General features: G+C 64.5%; 12 protein-coding genes. 7 read left to right on the plus strand and 5 right to left on the minus strand.

The annotated features are described in order from the left end of the window. The first annotated feature begins 507 nt into the window (after positions 1-507). The 7 genes from K359_RS0122410 (at position 508) to K359_RS0122440 (ending at position 8,674) form a co-directional block, all read left to right on the plus strand. Positions 508-1,068, plus strand: coding sequence for a F0F1 ATP synthase subunit delta (locus tag K359_RS0122410; RefSeq protein WP_029081338.1), 561 nt, complete (start codon positions 508-510; stop codon positions 1,066-1,068). Next, positions 1,068-2,597, plus strand: coding sequence for a F0F1 ATP synthase subunit alpha (gene atpA / locus K359_RS0122415; protein ID WP_029081339.1), 1,530 nt, complete (start codon positions 1,068-1,070; stop codon positions 2,595-2,597). Before K359_RS0122410 ends, atpA begins: the two co-directional genes overlap by 1 nt. A 91-nt stretch (positions 2,598-2,688) precedes the next feature. Beyond that, on the plus strand, positions 2,689-3,567 hold the full coding sequence (locus K359_RS0122420) for a F0F1 ATP synthase subunit gamma (RefSeq protein WP_029081340.1): 879 nt from the start codon (positions 2,689-2,691) through the stop codon (positions 3,565-3,567). Positions 3,568-3,592: 25 nt separating this feature from the next. After that, on the plus strand, positions 3,593-5,035 hold the full coding sequence (atpD, locus tag K359_RS0122425) for a F0F1 ATP synthase subunit beta (protein WP_029081341.1): 1,443 nt from the start codon (positions 3,593-3,595) through the stop codon (positions 5,033-5,035). 116 nt (positions 5,036-5,151) lie between these two features. Further along, positions 5,152-5,559 carry a F0F1 ATP synthase subunit epsilon gene (locus K359_RS0122430; protein ID WP_029081342.1) on the plus strand — a complete coding sequence of 136 codons (408 nt, stop codon included), beginning with the start codon at positions 5,152-5,154 and terminating at the stop codon, positions 5,557-5,559. 204 nt (positions 5,560-5,763) lie between these two features. Continuing rightward, positions 5,764-7,452: an adenylate/guanylate cyclase domain-containing protein gene (locus tag K359_RS0122435; protein ID WP_029081343.1), complete on the plus strand. Its 1,689-nt coding sequence runs from the start codon at positions 5,764-5,766 to the stop codon at positions 7,450-7,452. A 226-nt stretch (positions 7,453-7,678) separates the two neighbouring features. Then, a complete protein-coding gene (locus K359_RS0122440) occupies positions 7,679-8,674 on the plus strand; it encodes an AraC family transcriptional regulator (RefSeq protein ID WP_029081344.1) in 996 nt (331 codons plus the stop codon). On the opposite strand, the gene K359_RS0122445 is transcribed toward K359_RS0122440, so the two are convergent. From K359_RS0122445 to K359_RS0122465, 5 genes are all read right to left on the minus strand, one after another. Beyond that, the gene (locus tag K359_RS0122445) at positions 8,632-9,132 is read right to left on the minus strand and encodes an RNA pyrophosphohydrolase (protein WP_029081345.1); all 501 of its coding nucleotides are present in this window, start codon (positions 9,130-9,132) and stop codon (positions 8,632-8,634) included. The two genes, K359_RS0122440 and K359_RS0122445, sit on opposite strands and share 43 nt — an antisense overlap. Positions 9,133-9,154: 22 nt before the next feature. After that, entirely contained in the window at positions 9,155-9,661 is a 507-nt protein-coding gene (locus tag K359_RS0122450) for an RNA pyrophosphohydrolase (protein WP_029081346.1), read from the minus strand. A gap of 81 nt (positions 9,662-9,742) precedes the next feature. Then, the gene (locus K359_RS0122455; protein ID WP_029081347.1) at positions 9,743-10,960 is read right to left on the minus strand and encodes a divergent polysaccharide deacetylase family protein; all 1,218 of its coding nucleotides are present in this window, start codon (positions 10,958-10,960) and stop codon (positions 9,743-9,745) included. A gap of 138 nt (positions 10,961-11,098) precedes the next feature. Beyond that, positions 11,099-12,469, minus strand: a complete 1,371-nt coding sequence (locus tag K359_RS0122460; RefSeq protein WP_029081348.1) for a S41 family peptidase — start codon at positions 12,467-12,469, stop codon at positions 11,099-11,101. After that, complete coding sequence (locus tag K359_RS0122465) at positions 12,466-13,872, minus strand: murein hydrolase activator EnvC (RefSeq protein ID WP_051346292.1); 1,407 nt, start codon at positions 13,870-13,872, stop codon at positions 12,466-12,468. Before K359_RS0122465 ends, K359_RS0122460 begins: the two co-directional genes overlap by 4 nt. Between the last annotated feature and the right edge of the window lie 3 nt (positions 13,873-13,875).

Consider the following 13,875-nt stretch of genomic DNA (forward strand, 5'->3'; position numbering starts at 1 on the left):
TTGAAATATCTTGTTACCGCTTCGGGGTATTCGAGCGAGGTTCCGTAATCTTGCCTGTTAACCAATTTTTAACGATAACTATACTCATGAATACTGATTAGAGGAGCGCTGGTAAGTTTTCGGTAAGTAATCGCCAAATGAAGCGGACGCCCGTTTTGGGTTCCCTGCGCGAGGAACCATGGGCCCATGCAGATTTTCGATGGAACAAATCTGCGGTGACCTGAATCGGTGTCGGCGGGACGGATTTCCGCGCGCCGAATTTTCATGATTCGGCGGCTCGCTGCGGTCGCCAAAAAGCGCATGCGACAAGGCGGCTTGCACGATGCCGTCATGTTGCACCTGCGCGATTGCTATGTTAGCAAAGCCGCGATTTTAACGATCCCGGCACGTCCTGTGCCGGTCGAAAATCGAAGTCCCGCTTGAATTCCAAGGGCTTGGATCGCTAGGCGCTGCTTTGGTGGCGACGGTTTTTCCCTTGCGAATTTGACAGCAAAAAAGAGCGAGCTCGTGGCTGCTGAAGATCCGTCCGTTTCGGGAGTGTCCGGTCGTTACGCAACGGCCCTGTTCGAGTTGGCGCGCGACGAGCAATCCGTCGATCAAGTCAGGGCCGACCTCGACAAATTCGAGGCCATGCTCAACGAGAGCGCCGATCTCAAGCGTCTCGTCCGCAGCCCGGTGTTTTCCGCGGACGCCCAGCTCAAGGCGCTGACCGCGGTCCTCGACAAGGCCGGTATCTCCGGCACGTCGGCCAAATTCCTCAAGGTGCTCACCGCCAATCGCCGGCTGTTCGCAATTGCCGATGTGATCCGCGCCTATCGCGCGCTGGTGGCGAAGTTCAAGGGCGAGGCGACTGCGGAAGTCACCGTCGCCGAGCAGCTCAATGACAAGAATCTCGACGCGCTGAAGGCCGCACTGAAATCAGTGACGGGTAAGGACGTCGCGCTTAACGTGAAGGTCGATCCCTCCATTATCGGTGGCCTCGTGGTCAAGCTTGGCAGCCGCATGGTGGATAGTTCGCTTCGCACCAAACTCAATTCGATCAAGAACGCGATGAAAGAGGCAGGCTGATGGACATCCGCGCCGCAGAAATTTCTGCGATCCTCAAGGACCAGATCAAGAATTTCGGCCAGGAAGCCGAAGTCACCGAAGTTGGCCAGGTGCTGTCGGTCGGTGACGGTATTGCCCGCGTCTACGGTCTCGACAACGTTCAGGCCGGTGAAATGGTCGAGTTCGAGAACGGCACGCGCGGCATGGCGCTCAACCTCGAAACCGACAACGTTGGTATCGTGATCTTCGGCGCCGACCGCGAAATCAAGGAAGGCCAGACCGTCAAGCGCACCCGCGCCATCGTGGACGCGCCGATCGGCAAGGGCCTGCTCGGCCGCGTCGTCGATGCGCTCGGCAACCCGATCGACGGCAAGGGCCCGATCCAGGCGACCGAACGCAAGCGCGTCGACGTCAAGGCGCCCGGCATCATTCCGCGCAAGTCGGTGAACGAGCCGATGGCCACCGGCCTGAAGGCGATCGATGCGCTGATTCCGATCGGCCGCGGCCAGCGCGAGTTGATCATCGGTGACCGTCAGACCGGCAAGACCGCGATCGCGCTCGACACCATTCTGAACCAGAAGCCGCTCAACGCCCAGCCGGACGAGAACCTCAAGCTGTATTGCGTCTACGTCGCGATCGGCCAGAAGCGCTCGACCGTCGCGCAGTTCGTCAAGGTGCTCGAAGAGCAGGGCGCGCTGGAATACTCGATCATCGTCGCGGCCACCGCGTCCGATCCGGCTCCGATGCAGTACATCGCGCCGTTCACCGCCTGCACGATGGGCGAATACTTCCGCGACAACGGCATGCACGCCGTGATCATCTATGACGACTTGTCCAAGCAGGCCGTCGCCTATCGCCAGATGTCGCTGCTGCTGCGCCGCCCGCCGGGCCGCGAAGCCTATCCGGGCGACGTGTTCTACCTGCATTCCCGCCTGCTCGAGCGTGCGGCGAAGCTCAACAAGGACCACGGTTCGGGCTCGCTGACCGCGCTGCCGGTCATCGAAACCCAGGCCAACGACGTGTCGGCCTACATTCCGACCAACGTGATTTCGATCACCGACGGCCAGATCTTCCTGGAAACCGACCTGTTCTTCCAGGGCATCCGTCCTGCCGTGAACGTCGGTCTGTCGGTGTCGCGCGTCGGTTCGTCGGCACAGACCAAGGCGACCAAGAAGGTAGCCGGCAAGATCAAGGGCGAACTCGCGCAGTACCGCGAGATGGCGGCGTTCGCGCAGTTCGGCTCGGACCTCGACGCCTCGACGCAGCGCCTGCTCAACCGTGGCTCGCGCCTGACCGAGCTCCTGAAGCAGCCGCAGTTCTCGCCGCTGAAGATGGAAGAGCAGGTCTGCGTGATCTGGGCCGGCACCAACGGCTATCTCGATCCGCTGCCGCTCAACAAGGTGAAGGCGTTCGAGGACGGCCTGCTGTCGCTGCTGCGCGGCAAGAATGCCGACATTCTGGATGCGATCCGCACGAGCCGCGATCTGTCCGACGACACTGCCGCCAAGCTCAAGACGGCCGTCGAAGGCTTCGCCAAGACGTTTGCATAACGAATGGGACGTCGCCCGGCTCGCCGCCGGGTGTGACGAACGGAGGCTTGCGGTCTGACCGTTGTGGTCGGATCGCCGGGGTGAACGAAGAATGGCGTCACTAAAAGACATGCGGGTCCGCATCGCCTCGACCAAGGCGACGCAGAAGATCACCAAGGCCATGCAGATGGTCGCAGCCTCGAAGCTGCGCCGCGCGCAGAACGCCGCCGAAGCGGCGCGGCCTTATGCCACCAAGATGGATGCGGTGATTTCCAACATCGCCGCCGCGGCCAATGGCTCGCCCGGCGCCCCGGCGCTGCTCGCGGGCACCGGCAAGAACGACGTGCACCTGCTGCTGGTCTGCACCGGCGAGCGCGGCCTGTCCGGCGCATTCAACTCCGCCATCGTGCGGCTGGCGCGCGAGCGGGCACAGTCGCTGCTCGCGCAGGGCAAGGAAGTCAAATTCTTCTGCGTCGGCCGGAAAGGCTACGAGCAACTGCGGCGGACCTTCGAGAAGCGCATCGTCGAGCATCTCGACCTGCGTTCGGTGCGCCAGATCGGCTTCGTCAATGCCGAGGACATTGCCCAGAAGGTGCTGGCGCGGTTCGACGCCGGCGAGTTCGATGTCTGCACATTGTTCTACTCGCGCTTCCAGTCGGTGATCGCGCAGATCCCGACCGCGCAGCAGATCATTCCGCTCGAGGTGGTCGCACCCGCGGCCAGTGCGGCCCCCGCCACGTCCTACGAATACGAGCCTGAAGAAGACGAGATTCTCGGCAGCCTGTTGCCGCGCAACCTCGCGGTGCAGATCTTCCGCGCGCTGCTGGAGAACAACGCCTCGTTCTACGGCGCGCAGATGAGCGCGATGGACAGCGCGACGCGCAACGCAGGCGAAATGATCCGCAAGCAAACCCTGATTTACAACCGGACCCGTCAGGCCCAGATCACGAAGGAGCTGATTGAAATCATCTCCGGCGCTGAGGCGGTCTAAGGCAGATTTCGAAGGAGAACAGTCCATGGCTACAGCAGCCAACCAGAACGGTCGCGTCACCCAGGTCACGGGCGCCGTGGTCGACGTGCAGTTCGAAGGCCACCTTCCGGCGATTCTGAATGCGCTCGAGACCAAGAATGGCGGCAATCGCCTGGTGCTCGAAGTCGCGCAGCATCTCGGCGAGTCGACGGTGCGTACCATCGCGATGGATATCACCGAGGGTCTGGTTCGCGGTCAGGAAGTGACCGACACCGGCGAGCCGATCCGGGTGCCGGTCGGCGAAGGCACGCTCGGCCGCATCATCAACGTGATCGGCGAGCCGATCGACGAAGCCGGTCCGATCAAGTCCGAAGGCCTGCGCGCCATCCATCAGGAAGCGCCGACCTACACCGACCAGTCGACCGAAGCCGAAATCCTCGTCACCGGCATCAAGGTCGTCGATCTTCTTGCTCCGTACGCGAAGGGTGGCAAGATCGGCCTGTTCGGCGGCGCCGGCGTCGGCAAGACCGTGCTGATTCAGGAACTGATCAACAACGTCGCGAAGGCGCACGGTGGTTATTCCGTGTTCGCCGGCGTCGGCGAGCGGACCCGCGAAGGCAACGACCTCTATCACGAGTTCATCGAATCGAAGGTCAACGCCGATCCGCACAATCCGGATCCGAGCGTGAAGTCGAAGTGCGCGCTGGTGTTCGGCCAGATGAACGAGCCGCCGGGCGCCCGCGCCCGCGTCGGCCTGACCGGTCTGACGGTTGCCGAGCACTTCCGCGACCAGGGCCAGGACGTGCTGTTCTTCGTCGACAACATCTTCCGCTTCACCCAGGCGGGCTCGGAAGTGTCGGCGCTGCTCGGCCGTATTCCTTCGGCGGTGGGTTATCAGCCGACGCTCGCGACCGACATGGGCGCGCTGCAGGAGCGCATCACCACCACCCAGAAGGGCTCGATCACTTCGGTGCAGGCGATCTACGTGCCGGCCGACGACTTGACCGACCCGGCGCCCGCCACCTCGTTCGCGCACTTGGACGCCACCACGGTGCTGTCGCGCGCGATCTCGGAAAAGGGCATCTATCCGGCGGTGGATCCGCTCGACTCGACCTCGCGCATGCTGTCGGCGCTCGTCGTCGGCGACGAGCACTACAACACCGCGCGCATGGTCCAGCAGATTCTGCAACGCTACAAGTCGCTGCAGGACATCATCGCCATTCTCGGCATGGACGAACTGTCGGAAGAGGACAAGCTGACGGTCGCCCGCGCCCGCAAGGTCGAGCGCTTCCTGTCGCAGCCGTTCCACGTCGCCGAAGTCTTCACCGGCTCGCCGGGCAAGTTCGTCGACCTCGCCGACACCATCAAGGGCTTCCGCGATCTCTGCCAGGGCAAGTACGACCATCTGCCGGAAGCGGCGTTCTACATGGTCGGCACCATCGAAGAAGCCGTCGAGAAGGGCAAGAAGCTCGCCGCCGAAGCGGCCTAAGCTTTGGGATGTCGTCATCGCCGGGCTTGATCCGGCGATCCATCGCACCAGAAGCATTTTGACTGATGGACCCGCGGGTCGAGCCCGCGGGTGACAGCGCAAAGAACGGAAAGACCATGGCCACCTTCCACTTCGATCTCGTCTCTCCCGAAAAGCTCGCCTTCTCCGGCGAGGTCGATCAGGTTGACGTTCCCGGCGTGGAGGGTGATTTCGGCGTGCTCGCCGGACATGCGCCCGTCATCGCCACGGTTCGTCCGGGCATCCTGACGATCAGGGCCGCCGGCAAGCGCGAGAGGGTGATCGTGCTCGGTGGTCTTGCCGAGGTCTCGGACAAGGGCCTCACTGTGCTTGCCGACGTTGCGACCGCGATTGAGGACCTCGATCGCGCGAGGTTCGCCGAGACAATCACCGAGATGCAAGAGAAGCTCGCCGAGAAGGAGGGCTTCGAGCTCGACAACGCGATCGAGCGGCTCGATCACTTCAAGAGCATTCAGCACGAGCTCAACGCGACGGCTATGCACTAAGGCGCGATTGCCTGGTCGCGATCGCGCCATTGCGTCCGGGTGAGCCGGACCTCCTTGTGAAATCGCTCACACTTTTCCAGTCATCGGCCAGGAAACTTGAACAATTCAACGCTCGCCGCAGCTTGGCGGGCGCTGAATGCTTATTGCGCCTGCGAGCGTCTGGCGGCATTCTGCCCGCTATATTTGGGTCCGGGGCTGGTGCTCATGAAGCGCAAGATCGCGGCGATCTTTGCGGCCGATATTGCAGGCTATAGTCGATTGGTTGCCGAGGATGAGGAAGAGACGCTGCGGCGGCTCGCCTCCTACCGGCAAGTCACCGACGATTTCATTGCGAAATGCGGCGGCCGCATCTTCAACACCGCGGGCGATGCGGTGCTTGCGGAATTCCCCAGCGCCGTTGAAGCCGTGCGCTGCGCGATCGACATCCAGGAAAGCCTGCGCACGCGCAACATGGCGTATCCCCCAAGCCGGCAGATGGCGTTTCGAATCGGCATCACCATCGGCGACGTCGTCGAGCGCGACGGCGATCTGCTCGGCGATGGCGTCAATATCGCCGCGCGGCTCGAGGGCCTCGCCGAGGTCGGCGGCATCTGCATATCGCGCGCGGTGCACGAACAGGTCGCCAACAAGCTGTCGGTGCAGTTCGCCGACATCGGCGCGCAGGAAGTGAAGAACATCCCGACCCCCGTGCACGCCTATATGGTGGCGATGCGGCGCGAGGACGGCACCTACGCGACGCCTCAGGTCAAGAAGCCGGTCAAGGCCGCCCCTGCGGGTGCGCCGGCCTGGATGTGGCCCGCCGCCATCACCCTGGTGCTGTTGGCGGCGATCGGCGTCGGCGGCTTCCTTACCTACACCAAGCTGGAAACGTCGGCGACGAAGCCCGCTTCGGTGGCGAGCTCCACTCCGACATCCGCGCCCGCGGCATCCGCTTCGCCGGCGCTATCGGCCGCACCGTCGCCATCAGCATCGACGGCGCCGTCTGTCCCGGCGAAACCTGCGCCTGCGCCCAATCTGGCCGCGCCGGCCTCTCCGGTGCCACCGTCACCGCCACCTTCGATCGCATCGGGCGATAAGTTCGTTGCCGACAGCACCCCCTTCGTCAGCGACCGCACACGCAGCGCGCTGGCGACCGAATATTTGCCCGCAGGCGATTCCAAGGCGGTTGCCCTCAACATCAACGGCTTCGTCGGATGGAGCGTGGCGCAGCCGAGCGAGGACGCGGCGAAGACGGCGGCACTCGAGCTGTGCCAGAAGCGCGCCGACAATGCCAACTCGCCGCGCAAGTGCGAACTGTACGCCGTCGGCAACACCGTCGTGTATGCCCATGGCCAGCCTCCGCTGCCGCCGTTGCCATGGGTGAAGCGCGACGCGCTGGTCGAGAAGCCGTACGCCACCAAGGACGTTCCGCTGCTGCGCGACCCGGCCAGGGCCCGGCTCGACAACCTGTTCGTGCCGGGGCGCAAGACGCGGACCATCGCGCTCGGTCCGGGCGGGCAATTCTTCTTCAATTCAGGCATCGATTCGCTCGAGGAATCGGCGCGCCGCAACCTGCAAGCCTGCGGCGCGGTCGCGGGCGTGCCCTGCACGATCGTCGTGGTCGACGATGTCTTCGTGGTGTCGATTCCGACCACGTTGCGTGTCACGGGTTTCTTCAGGGCCGCGGATAGCTCGGTCATCGCGCCGGGCGAACGAAATGAAGTTGCACGGAAGCTCGCCGATGCGACGGCGGGTTGGAATGCGATCGCGGTCGGCGCGCAGGGACGGCCGGGGCTCGGATTGAAGGCCGCCAACGAACAGACCGCGGTGAATTCGGCGCTTGGCGAGTGCGTCAAGCGTGACAGCGATTGTCGTGTCATCGCGATCGGTCCGTTCGCGGTCGGCCCGAACTAAAGCATGATCCGGAAAAGTGCGAAGCGGTTTTCCGAAAAGATCATGCTCAAACAAAGGGCCAAAGCGCGATGACGATCCAACCCTATCTCATCGCGCTGCAGGACATGATCCGGAAACTGTGAAGCAGTTTACAGCGAGAATCGTGCACAAATGACAAGTTGCGGCGCGATGACGAATTGGCCCGATCGCATCGCGATTTCATCCTTGATGTAACGGACAAGATGCAGTGCTGACTTTCTCCACCGATGCTCTCCGCCCGCAAGACCGTTTCGAGCACTGGTGCGACGTACGCGGCAAAAGCCTGTTCGGGGTCACGATCGAGCTCGACCGTGACAAGCGGCCCGATTTCCGTGGACGGTTCTCCGCAACGCCCGTCGGCGAGGCGGTGCTGGCGGAAATGTCGGCATCCTCCTATCGCGTCAGCCGGACCTCGTCCGACATCGCACGCGTCCCGAGCAACAGCCTGCATCTCGCGTGGCAGGTGCGCGGGCCCGGTCACATGGATATTGGCCGCGATCGCGTCCAGTACGTGCGCAACGGAGATCTGGTGTTCGGCCACTCCAATCTTCCGTTTGCCTCGAAGCCCGAACGCACCGACGGCTTTCATTTCTACAGCCTCAAGATTCCCGTCACCGGCGAGCTTGTGCTCGATGCGCGAATCGAGGACGTGCCGCCGGTGATGCTGTCGCGGGATGCCGGGCTGACCCGGCTTGTCGGCGCCATGTTCCGCGCGATGACGCGTGATCCCACGCAGGCCGGGGAGTTCGCCGGCGACGTCACGCATATGGTGCGCCTGGCGCTGCTTGCGCGCGGGCGCGTGCGGCCGCGCCAGGATGAAATCCGTGCCGCGCTGCATGCGGGCTACCTCCACGCCGCGCGCGAGATCCTGCTCCGCGACCTGCATCGGCCGTCGCTCACGCCGGCCGCAGTGGCCACGGAGCTTTGCATTTCACTGCGGCAATTGCATGCGCTGTTCGAGCCGACCGGCCTGTCGTTTGCGCGGACGCTGACGGCGGCAAGGCTGAAGGAGGCGAGGCGGTCTCTCTACCTCATGCAGGAGCGTGGCATTGACGAGATCGCGTTCTCATGCGGCTTCGACAGCATCGCGACGTTCTATCGCGTGTTCCGCGCGACCTACGGCATGACGCCGGGCGATGCGCGGCGCGTGGCGCCTGCAGATCAGCCGGCGAATTCCGCAAACCGGGTGGCGACAGCGCGATAGACGTCGCGCCGGAACGGCACCACGAGATCGGCAACGCGGTCGAGGCGCTCCCAGCGCCATTGATCGAATTCCGCGGGCTGGTTGTTGCGCGGCGTCAACGGATCGATCTCGTCGTCGCGCCCGGTGAAGCGCAGCGCAAACCACTTTTGCCGCTGGCCACGAAATCGCGCCAGACGGTGTGTTTCCGGCACATGATGGGACGGAAATTCGTAGGTCATCCAGTCGGTCTCGCCGAGATAGTCGGCGTTGACGGCTCCGGTCTCTTCCCACAATTCGCGCATCACGGCCTGGCGCGGATCCTCGCCCGCGTCGATGCCGCCTTGCGGCATCTGCCATTCGAGTCCGGGCAACACGATCTCCGGACCATCGTCCTTGATCCGGTGGCCGATCAGCACGCGTCCAGCGGTGTTGAACAGCGCAATGCCCACGTTGGGGCGATAGGGCTTATCTGATGACATCTCGGTTGCGTACGTCGTGGGTCTATTTGGCCGCCAAACCGGCGAATTCCTTCACGACGCGCTCATAGACCGGGCGCTTGAACGGCACAATCAGCTCCGGCAGATTCTTCATCGGCTCCCAGCGCCAGGACATGAACTCGGCCTTGTGGCCACCGCCACCGGGATTGGAGACGTTGATCTCCTTCTCCTCGCCGGTGAAGCGCAAGGCGAACCATTTTTGCCGCTGGCCGCGGTAGCGGCCTTTCCAGGCGCGCCCCGCCACAGTGCGCGGGATGTCATAGATCAGCCAGTCCGGGACCTCGCCGAGCTTTTCCACTGATTTGACGCTGGTCTCTTCATAGAGCTCGCGCCTCGCGGCCTGAAACGTATCCTCGCCGGGATCGACGCCGCCTTGCGGCATCTGCCAGACGTGAGCGTCGTCGACATGCTCGATGCCACCGGCGCGGCGTCCGATGAAGACCAGCCCAGCGGTGTTCAGCAGCATGATGCCGACGCAGGTTCGATAGGGCAGGTCTTCATAACGTGCCATGCTGCCGCTACCTCGTACAGTTTCCGGAGCCGCCGACCCGGCCCCCCGGCAAGGTCTCAAGCTGCACCAACGGATTGATCTTTAGCCCGATTTTGATTTCAGCATCGCCGTTGTCAATGGCACAAGCATGATGCCCTTGGAGTCCAGTGTCTTGAGCCAGGCGCCGAGCCGTTCGATCGAGACCGGCAGCGCCGAGGCGACGCCCACGGCGGTGCCGCGTTCCTTGGCGATCGTCTCCAGCTTGACCAGCGCGCGGTCGATCTCCGCCGACGTCGGCACCGCGTCGATCGCGAAATCGGCCCTCGCGAACGGAAGCGCCTGGCCGGCGGCGAGGCTCTGCGCGACGCTGCGCGGGGTGGAACCGTCATCGAAATAGCTCAGGCCGCGCTTGGCCGCTTCGCGGACGATGGGCTGCATCACGAGATCGGTTGCGACAAACCGGGCACCCATGAAATTGGCGATCCCGGCATAGCCCTGCAGGCGGCTCAGGTGCCAGTAGAGGCGGTCGAGATTCTGCTCGCTGCCGAGCGTCGTCAGCAAGGTCTGCGGCCCCGGATCGTTGTCGGGATAGTCAAACGGCTCCATCGGGATCTGCAGCAGGATCTCGTGGCGCTGGGTCCGGGCGCGTTCCGCAAGCTTGCCGGGGTCGGAGCCATAGGGCGTGAAGGCCAGCGTCACGGCCGGCGGCAGCTTTATGATGGCATCAGTGGTCTTGGCGGCACCGACGCCGAGGCCGGCGACCACAATGGCGACCACCGGCATCCGGCCCGCCTTGGCGCGGTCGGCGTCGGCCGCATAGACCGTGAACGGCTTCAGGCCGTCGGCGACCACCGGGATCATGCCATAGCGCGATTTTTCCAGCAGGCGCGGGTCGATGCCGGTCATCGCGAGCGCCGGCGCGTCGCCATCGCCCTTGTCGGCGGGATCGGCGGCACCGATCACCACGTCCTGGCGCTTGCCGCTGGAACCGTCGATGATGGTGACGGTCTTCGCGTCTTTGGCGTCGCTGGCTGCGGCCGGCGCCTTGGCGGGCGATTTGGCCGCTGGTTCGGCCTGGCTGGCCGGGGCGTGCTTGTCGTCGGCGGTTGCGGGCGGGGGCGTGCGGAGCGCGATACGGGCCATCGGTTCGCCGCCGAGCGGATTGTCGTTGAACAGCGCGACGCCGCCGAAACCGACCAGCACGAGCCCCAGCAGCACGGCAAGCGCCTGCATCGCCGTGAATGGCAGGCGGACGCGGCGCCTCCTGCCCTTGGTCGTCTGCCCAAGCGGCGTGCTCAGTTCGTCGGCCGCCTCTGCCATGACCCTCCCCGAATCAACAGGGCGAACGATAGCACGATGCGGTGCATTCCCGCGCCCCGGCCTCCCGTCCAAGCACAGGTGCAGAAAGCAGAAAGGGCGGCCCGAGGGCCGCCCTTTGCGCCAGATCGATTGGATGGATCAGTTCGCGGCCTTGTTGCCGGGCTTGTCGACCGCGGCCTTGTCGCGCGCGGCCTCAGGCGCCGGCGTCGTCGCGCTGGAGGTCGACTTGATGCCGTGCAGCAGGTCGTCGGCCATCTTCAGCGCCTTGTCGTCCTTGGCATCCGGCGGCACATAGGACTGCGAGCCGGTCTTCTCGTCGCCATCGTTCTTCAGATGGCCGCGCAGCGAGGCCTCGCCCTTGGTGTCGGTGCGCGCCTTCAGCTCTTCCGGCACGTCCTGGAGCACCTCGATGTCGGGCACGATGCCCTTGGCCTGGATCGACTTGCCCGACGGCGTGTAGTAGCGCGCGGTGGTCAGGCGCAGCGCGCCGTTGCCCGAGCCGAGCGGGATGATGGTCTGCACCGAGCCCTTGCCGAACGAGCGGGTGCCAACCAGCGTCGCCCGCTTGTGGTCCTGCAGCGCGCCGGCAACGATTTCGGAGGCCGAAGCCGAGCCGCCGTTGATCAGCACGATCACCGGCTTGCCCTTGGTCAGGTCGCCCGGATGGGCGGCGCGGCGCTGGGTTTCCTCGGCATTGCGGCCGCGGGTCGAGACGATCTCGCCACGCTCCAGGAAGGAATCGGACACCGTGACCGCTTCCTCGAGCAGGCCGCCGGGGTTATTTCTGAGGTCGATGATGTAGCCCTTCAGCTTGTCACCGATCTGGCCCTGCAGATTGGCGACCTCCTTCTTCAGGCCTTCGGTGGTCTGCTCGTTGAAGGTGGTGATGCGGATATAGGCGATGTCGTCGGCCTCGACGCGCGCGCGCACCGAGCGGACGCGGATGTTGTCGCGCACCAGCGTGACGTCGATCGGATTGTCCTGGCCCTTGCGGATGATCTTGAGCTTGATCTTGGTGTTGACCGGACCGCGCATCTTCTCGACGGCCTGGTTCAGCGTCAGGCCCTGCACGGCCTCGTCGTCGAGATTGGTGATGATGTCGTTGGCCATGATGCCGGCCTTCGAGGCCGGGGTGTCGTCGATCGGCGAGACGACCTTGATCAGCCCGTCTTCCATCGTGACCTCGATGCCGAGGCCGCCGAACTCGCCGCGGGTCTGCACCTGCATGTCGCGGAAGCTCTTGGCATCCATGTAGCTCGAGTGCGGGTCGAGGCCGGACAGCATGCCCGAGATCGCGGATTCGACCAGCTTGGAGTCATCGGGCTTCTCGACATAGTCGCTGCGCACCCGCTCGAACACGTCGCCGAACAAATTGAGCTGGCGGTAGGTGTCCGACGTCGCGGCGCGCGCGCTCGATCCCATCAGCACCGCGCGGGGCTGCGTGACGAAAAGCGTCAGGGCCGCGCCGGTGGCGGCGCTAAGGAGAATTACCGAAGTCTTGCGCATCATCCGCGAACCTTTTCGCCTTCATTTGCGGCCCACCATGGACCTGGATCGATTGGAGTGCCGTCTTTCCGGAACTCGACATAGAGCACTGGCTGGCTCGCATTGGTGGCGAGAATGGATGCAACTTGGGACGTCGACCCCATGGTCGCAACCGGCTCCCCCGTAAGTACAAACTGGCCGATGTTTACCGAAATACGCTCCATCCCGGCGATCAGGACATGATACCCGCCCCCGGCATTGAGGATCAAGAGTTGTCCATAGCTGCGGAAGGGACCCGCGTAAACAACCCAGCCGTCACACGGGGTTGTGACCTGCGCGCCCGGCTTGGCTGCCAAAGAAATGCCTTTTTGTACGCCGCCCGCGCCGTCGGAACCGCCAAATTCGCGAATCTTGGTGCCATTCACGGGATAGGAGAACAGGCCTTTGGCCGAGGCAAAGGCGACCGCCGGGCTCAGGCGGGCGGGGTCCTTCAGGGCCCCCAGATTGGGCTTGCCGTTAACCGTGGCGGGCGCCCCCTGGAGGCTGGCCGTGGCCGCAGCCTTGGCCGCGCTCTTGAGGTCCTGCTCCATCTTGGCGATCAGGCTCTGCAAATTGTCGGCCTGTTTGGACAGCGTAATGGCGCGGGCGCCTTCCGCCTCCATGTCCTTTTCGGCCGCGCTCTGCTGCCGCTGCCGTTCGTCGACCAGCGCCGCAAGGCGGGTCTGATCTTCCCTGAGCTTGTCGCGGTCGCCGGCCAGCGCGTCGCGCTCGGTCGAGATCGTCTTGCGCAGCGCCACCAGTTCGCCGAGGTCGGCGGCAAGCTTCTCCGCGCGAACGCGCAACTCCGGCACCACGGCGCCGAGCAGCATCGCGGTGCGCAGCGATTGCAGCGCGTCCTCGGGCCGCACCAGGAGCGCCGGCGGCGTGCGTCGTCCGGCGCGCTGCAGCGCGGCCAGCACCTCGATCACCTCGGATCGGCGTGAATCCAGCGAGCCGCGGATTTCACGCTCTCGGCCGTCGAGCGCCTGCAAGCGTGCCTCGGCGTCCGCGATCCGCGTCTCGACGCCGCGTACCTGGCCGGCAATGTCGATCAGCTGCTGGTTCAGCTTGCTGCGGTCCTGGCCGATCGCGGCGACATCGGCCTTCAGCTTCTCCTGCAACTCGGTCGCCTTGCGCTGCTGTTCGCGTGCGGCCTCGAGCTCCTGCTCGCGCTGCTTGATGGCATCGGGCGATGTCTCCGCCGCGGTGGCCTGCTGCGCCGGCGGCGCGGATTGTTGCGCTGGAGGTGTCGCTTGCGCGCGCGCCGCTGTCAGCGGATACGCAGCGAACATGGCGATCGACAGAGGCAGCGACGCCGGCAACCAGAAGCGCCGCGCGGTGCCGAGGTACGAAGCCAAATACGAAGCTATATCCCGCTTGTGCTGCATCCG

This window comes from Bradyrhizobium sp. th-b2, assembly GCF_000426785.1.
GTDB classification, from domain to species: Bacteria; Pseudomonadota; Alphaproteobacteria; order Rhizobiales; family Xanthobacteraceae; genus Bradyrhizobium; species Bradyrhizobium septentrionale.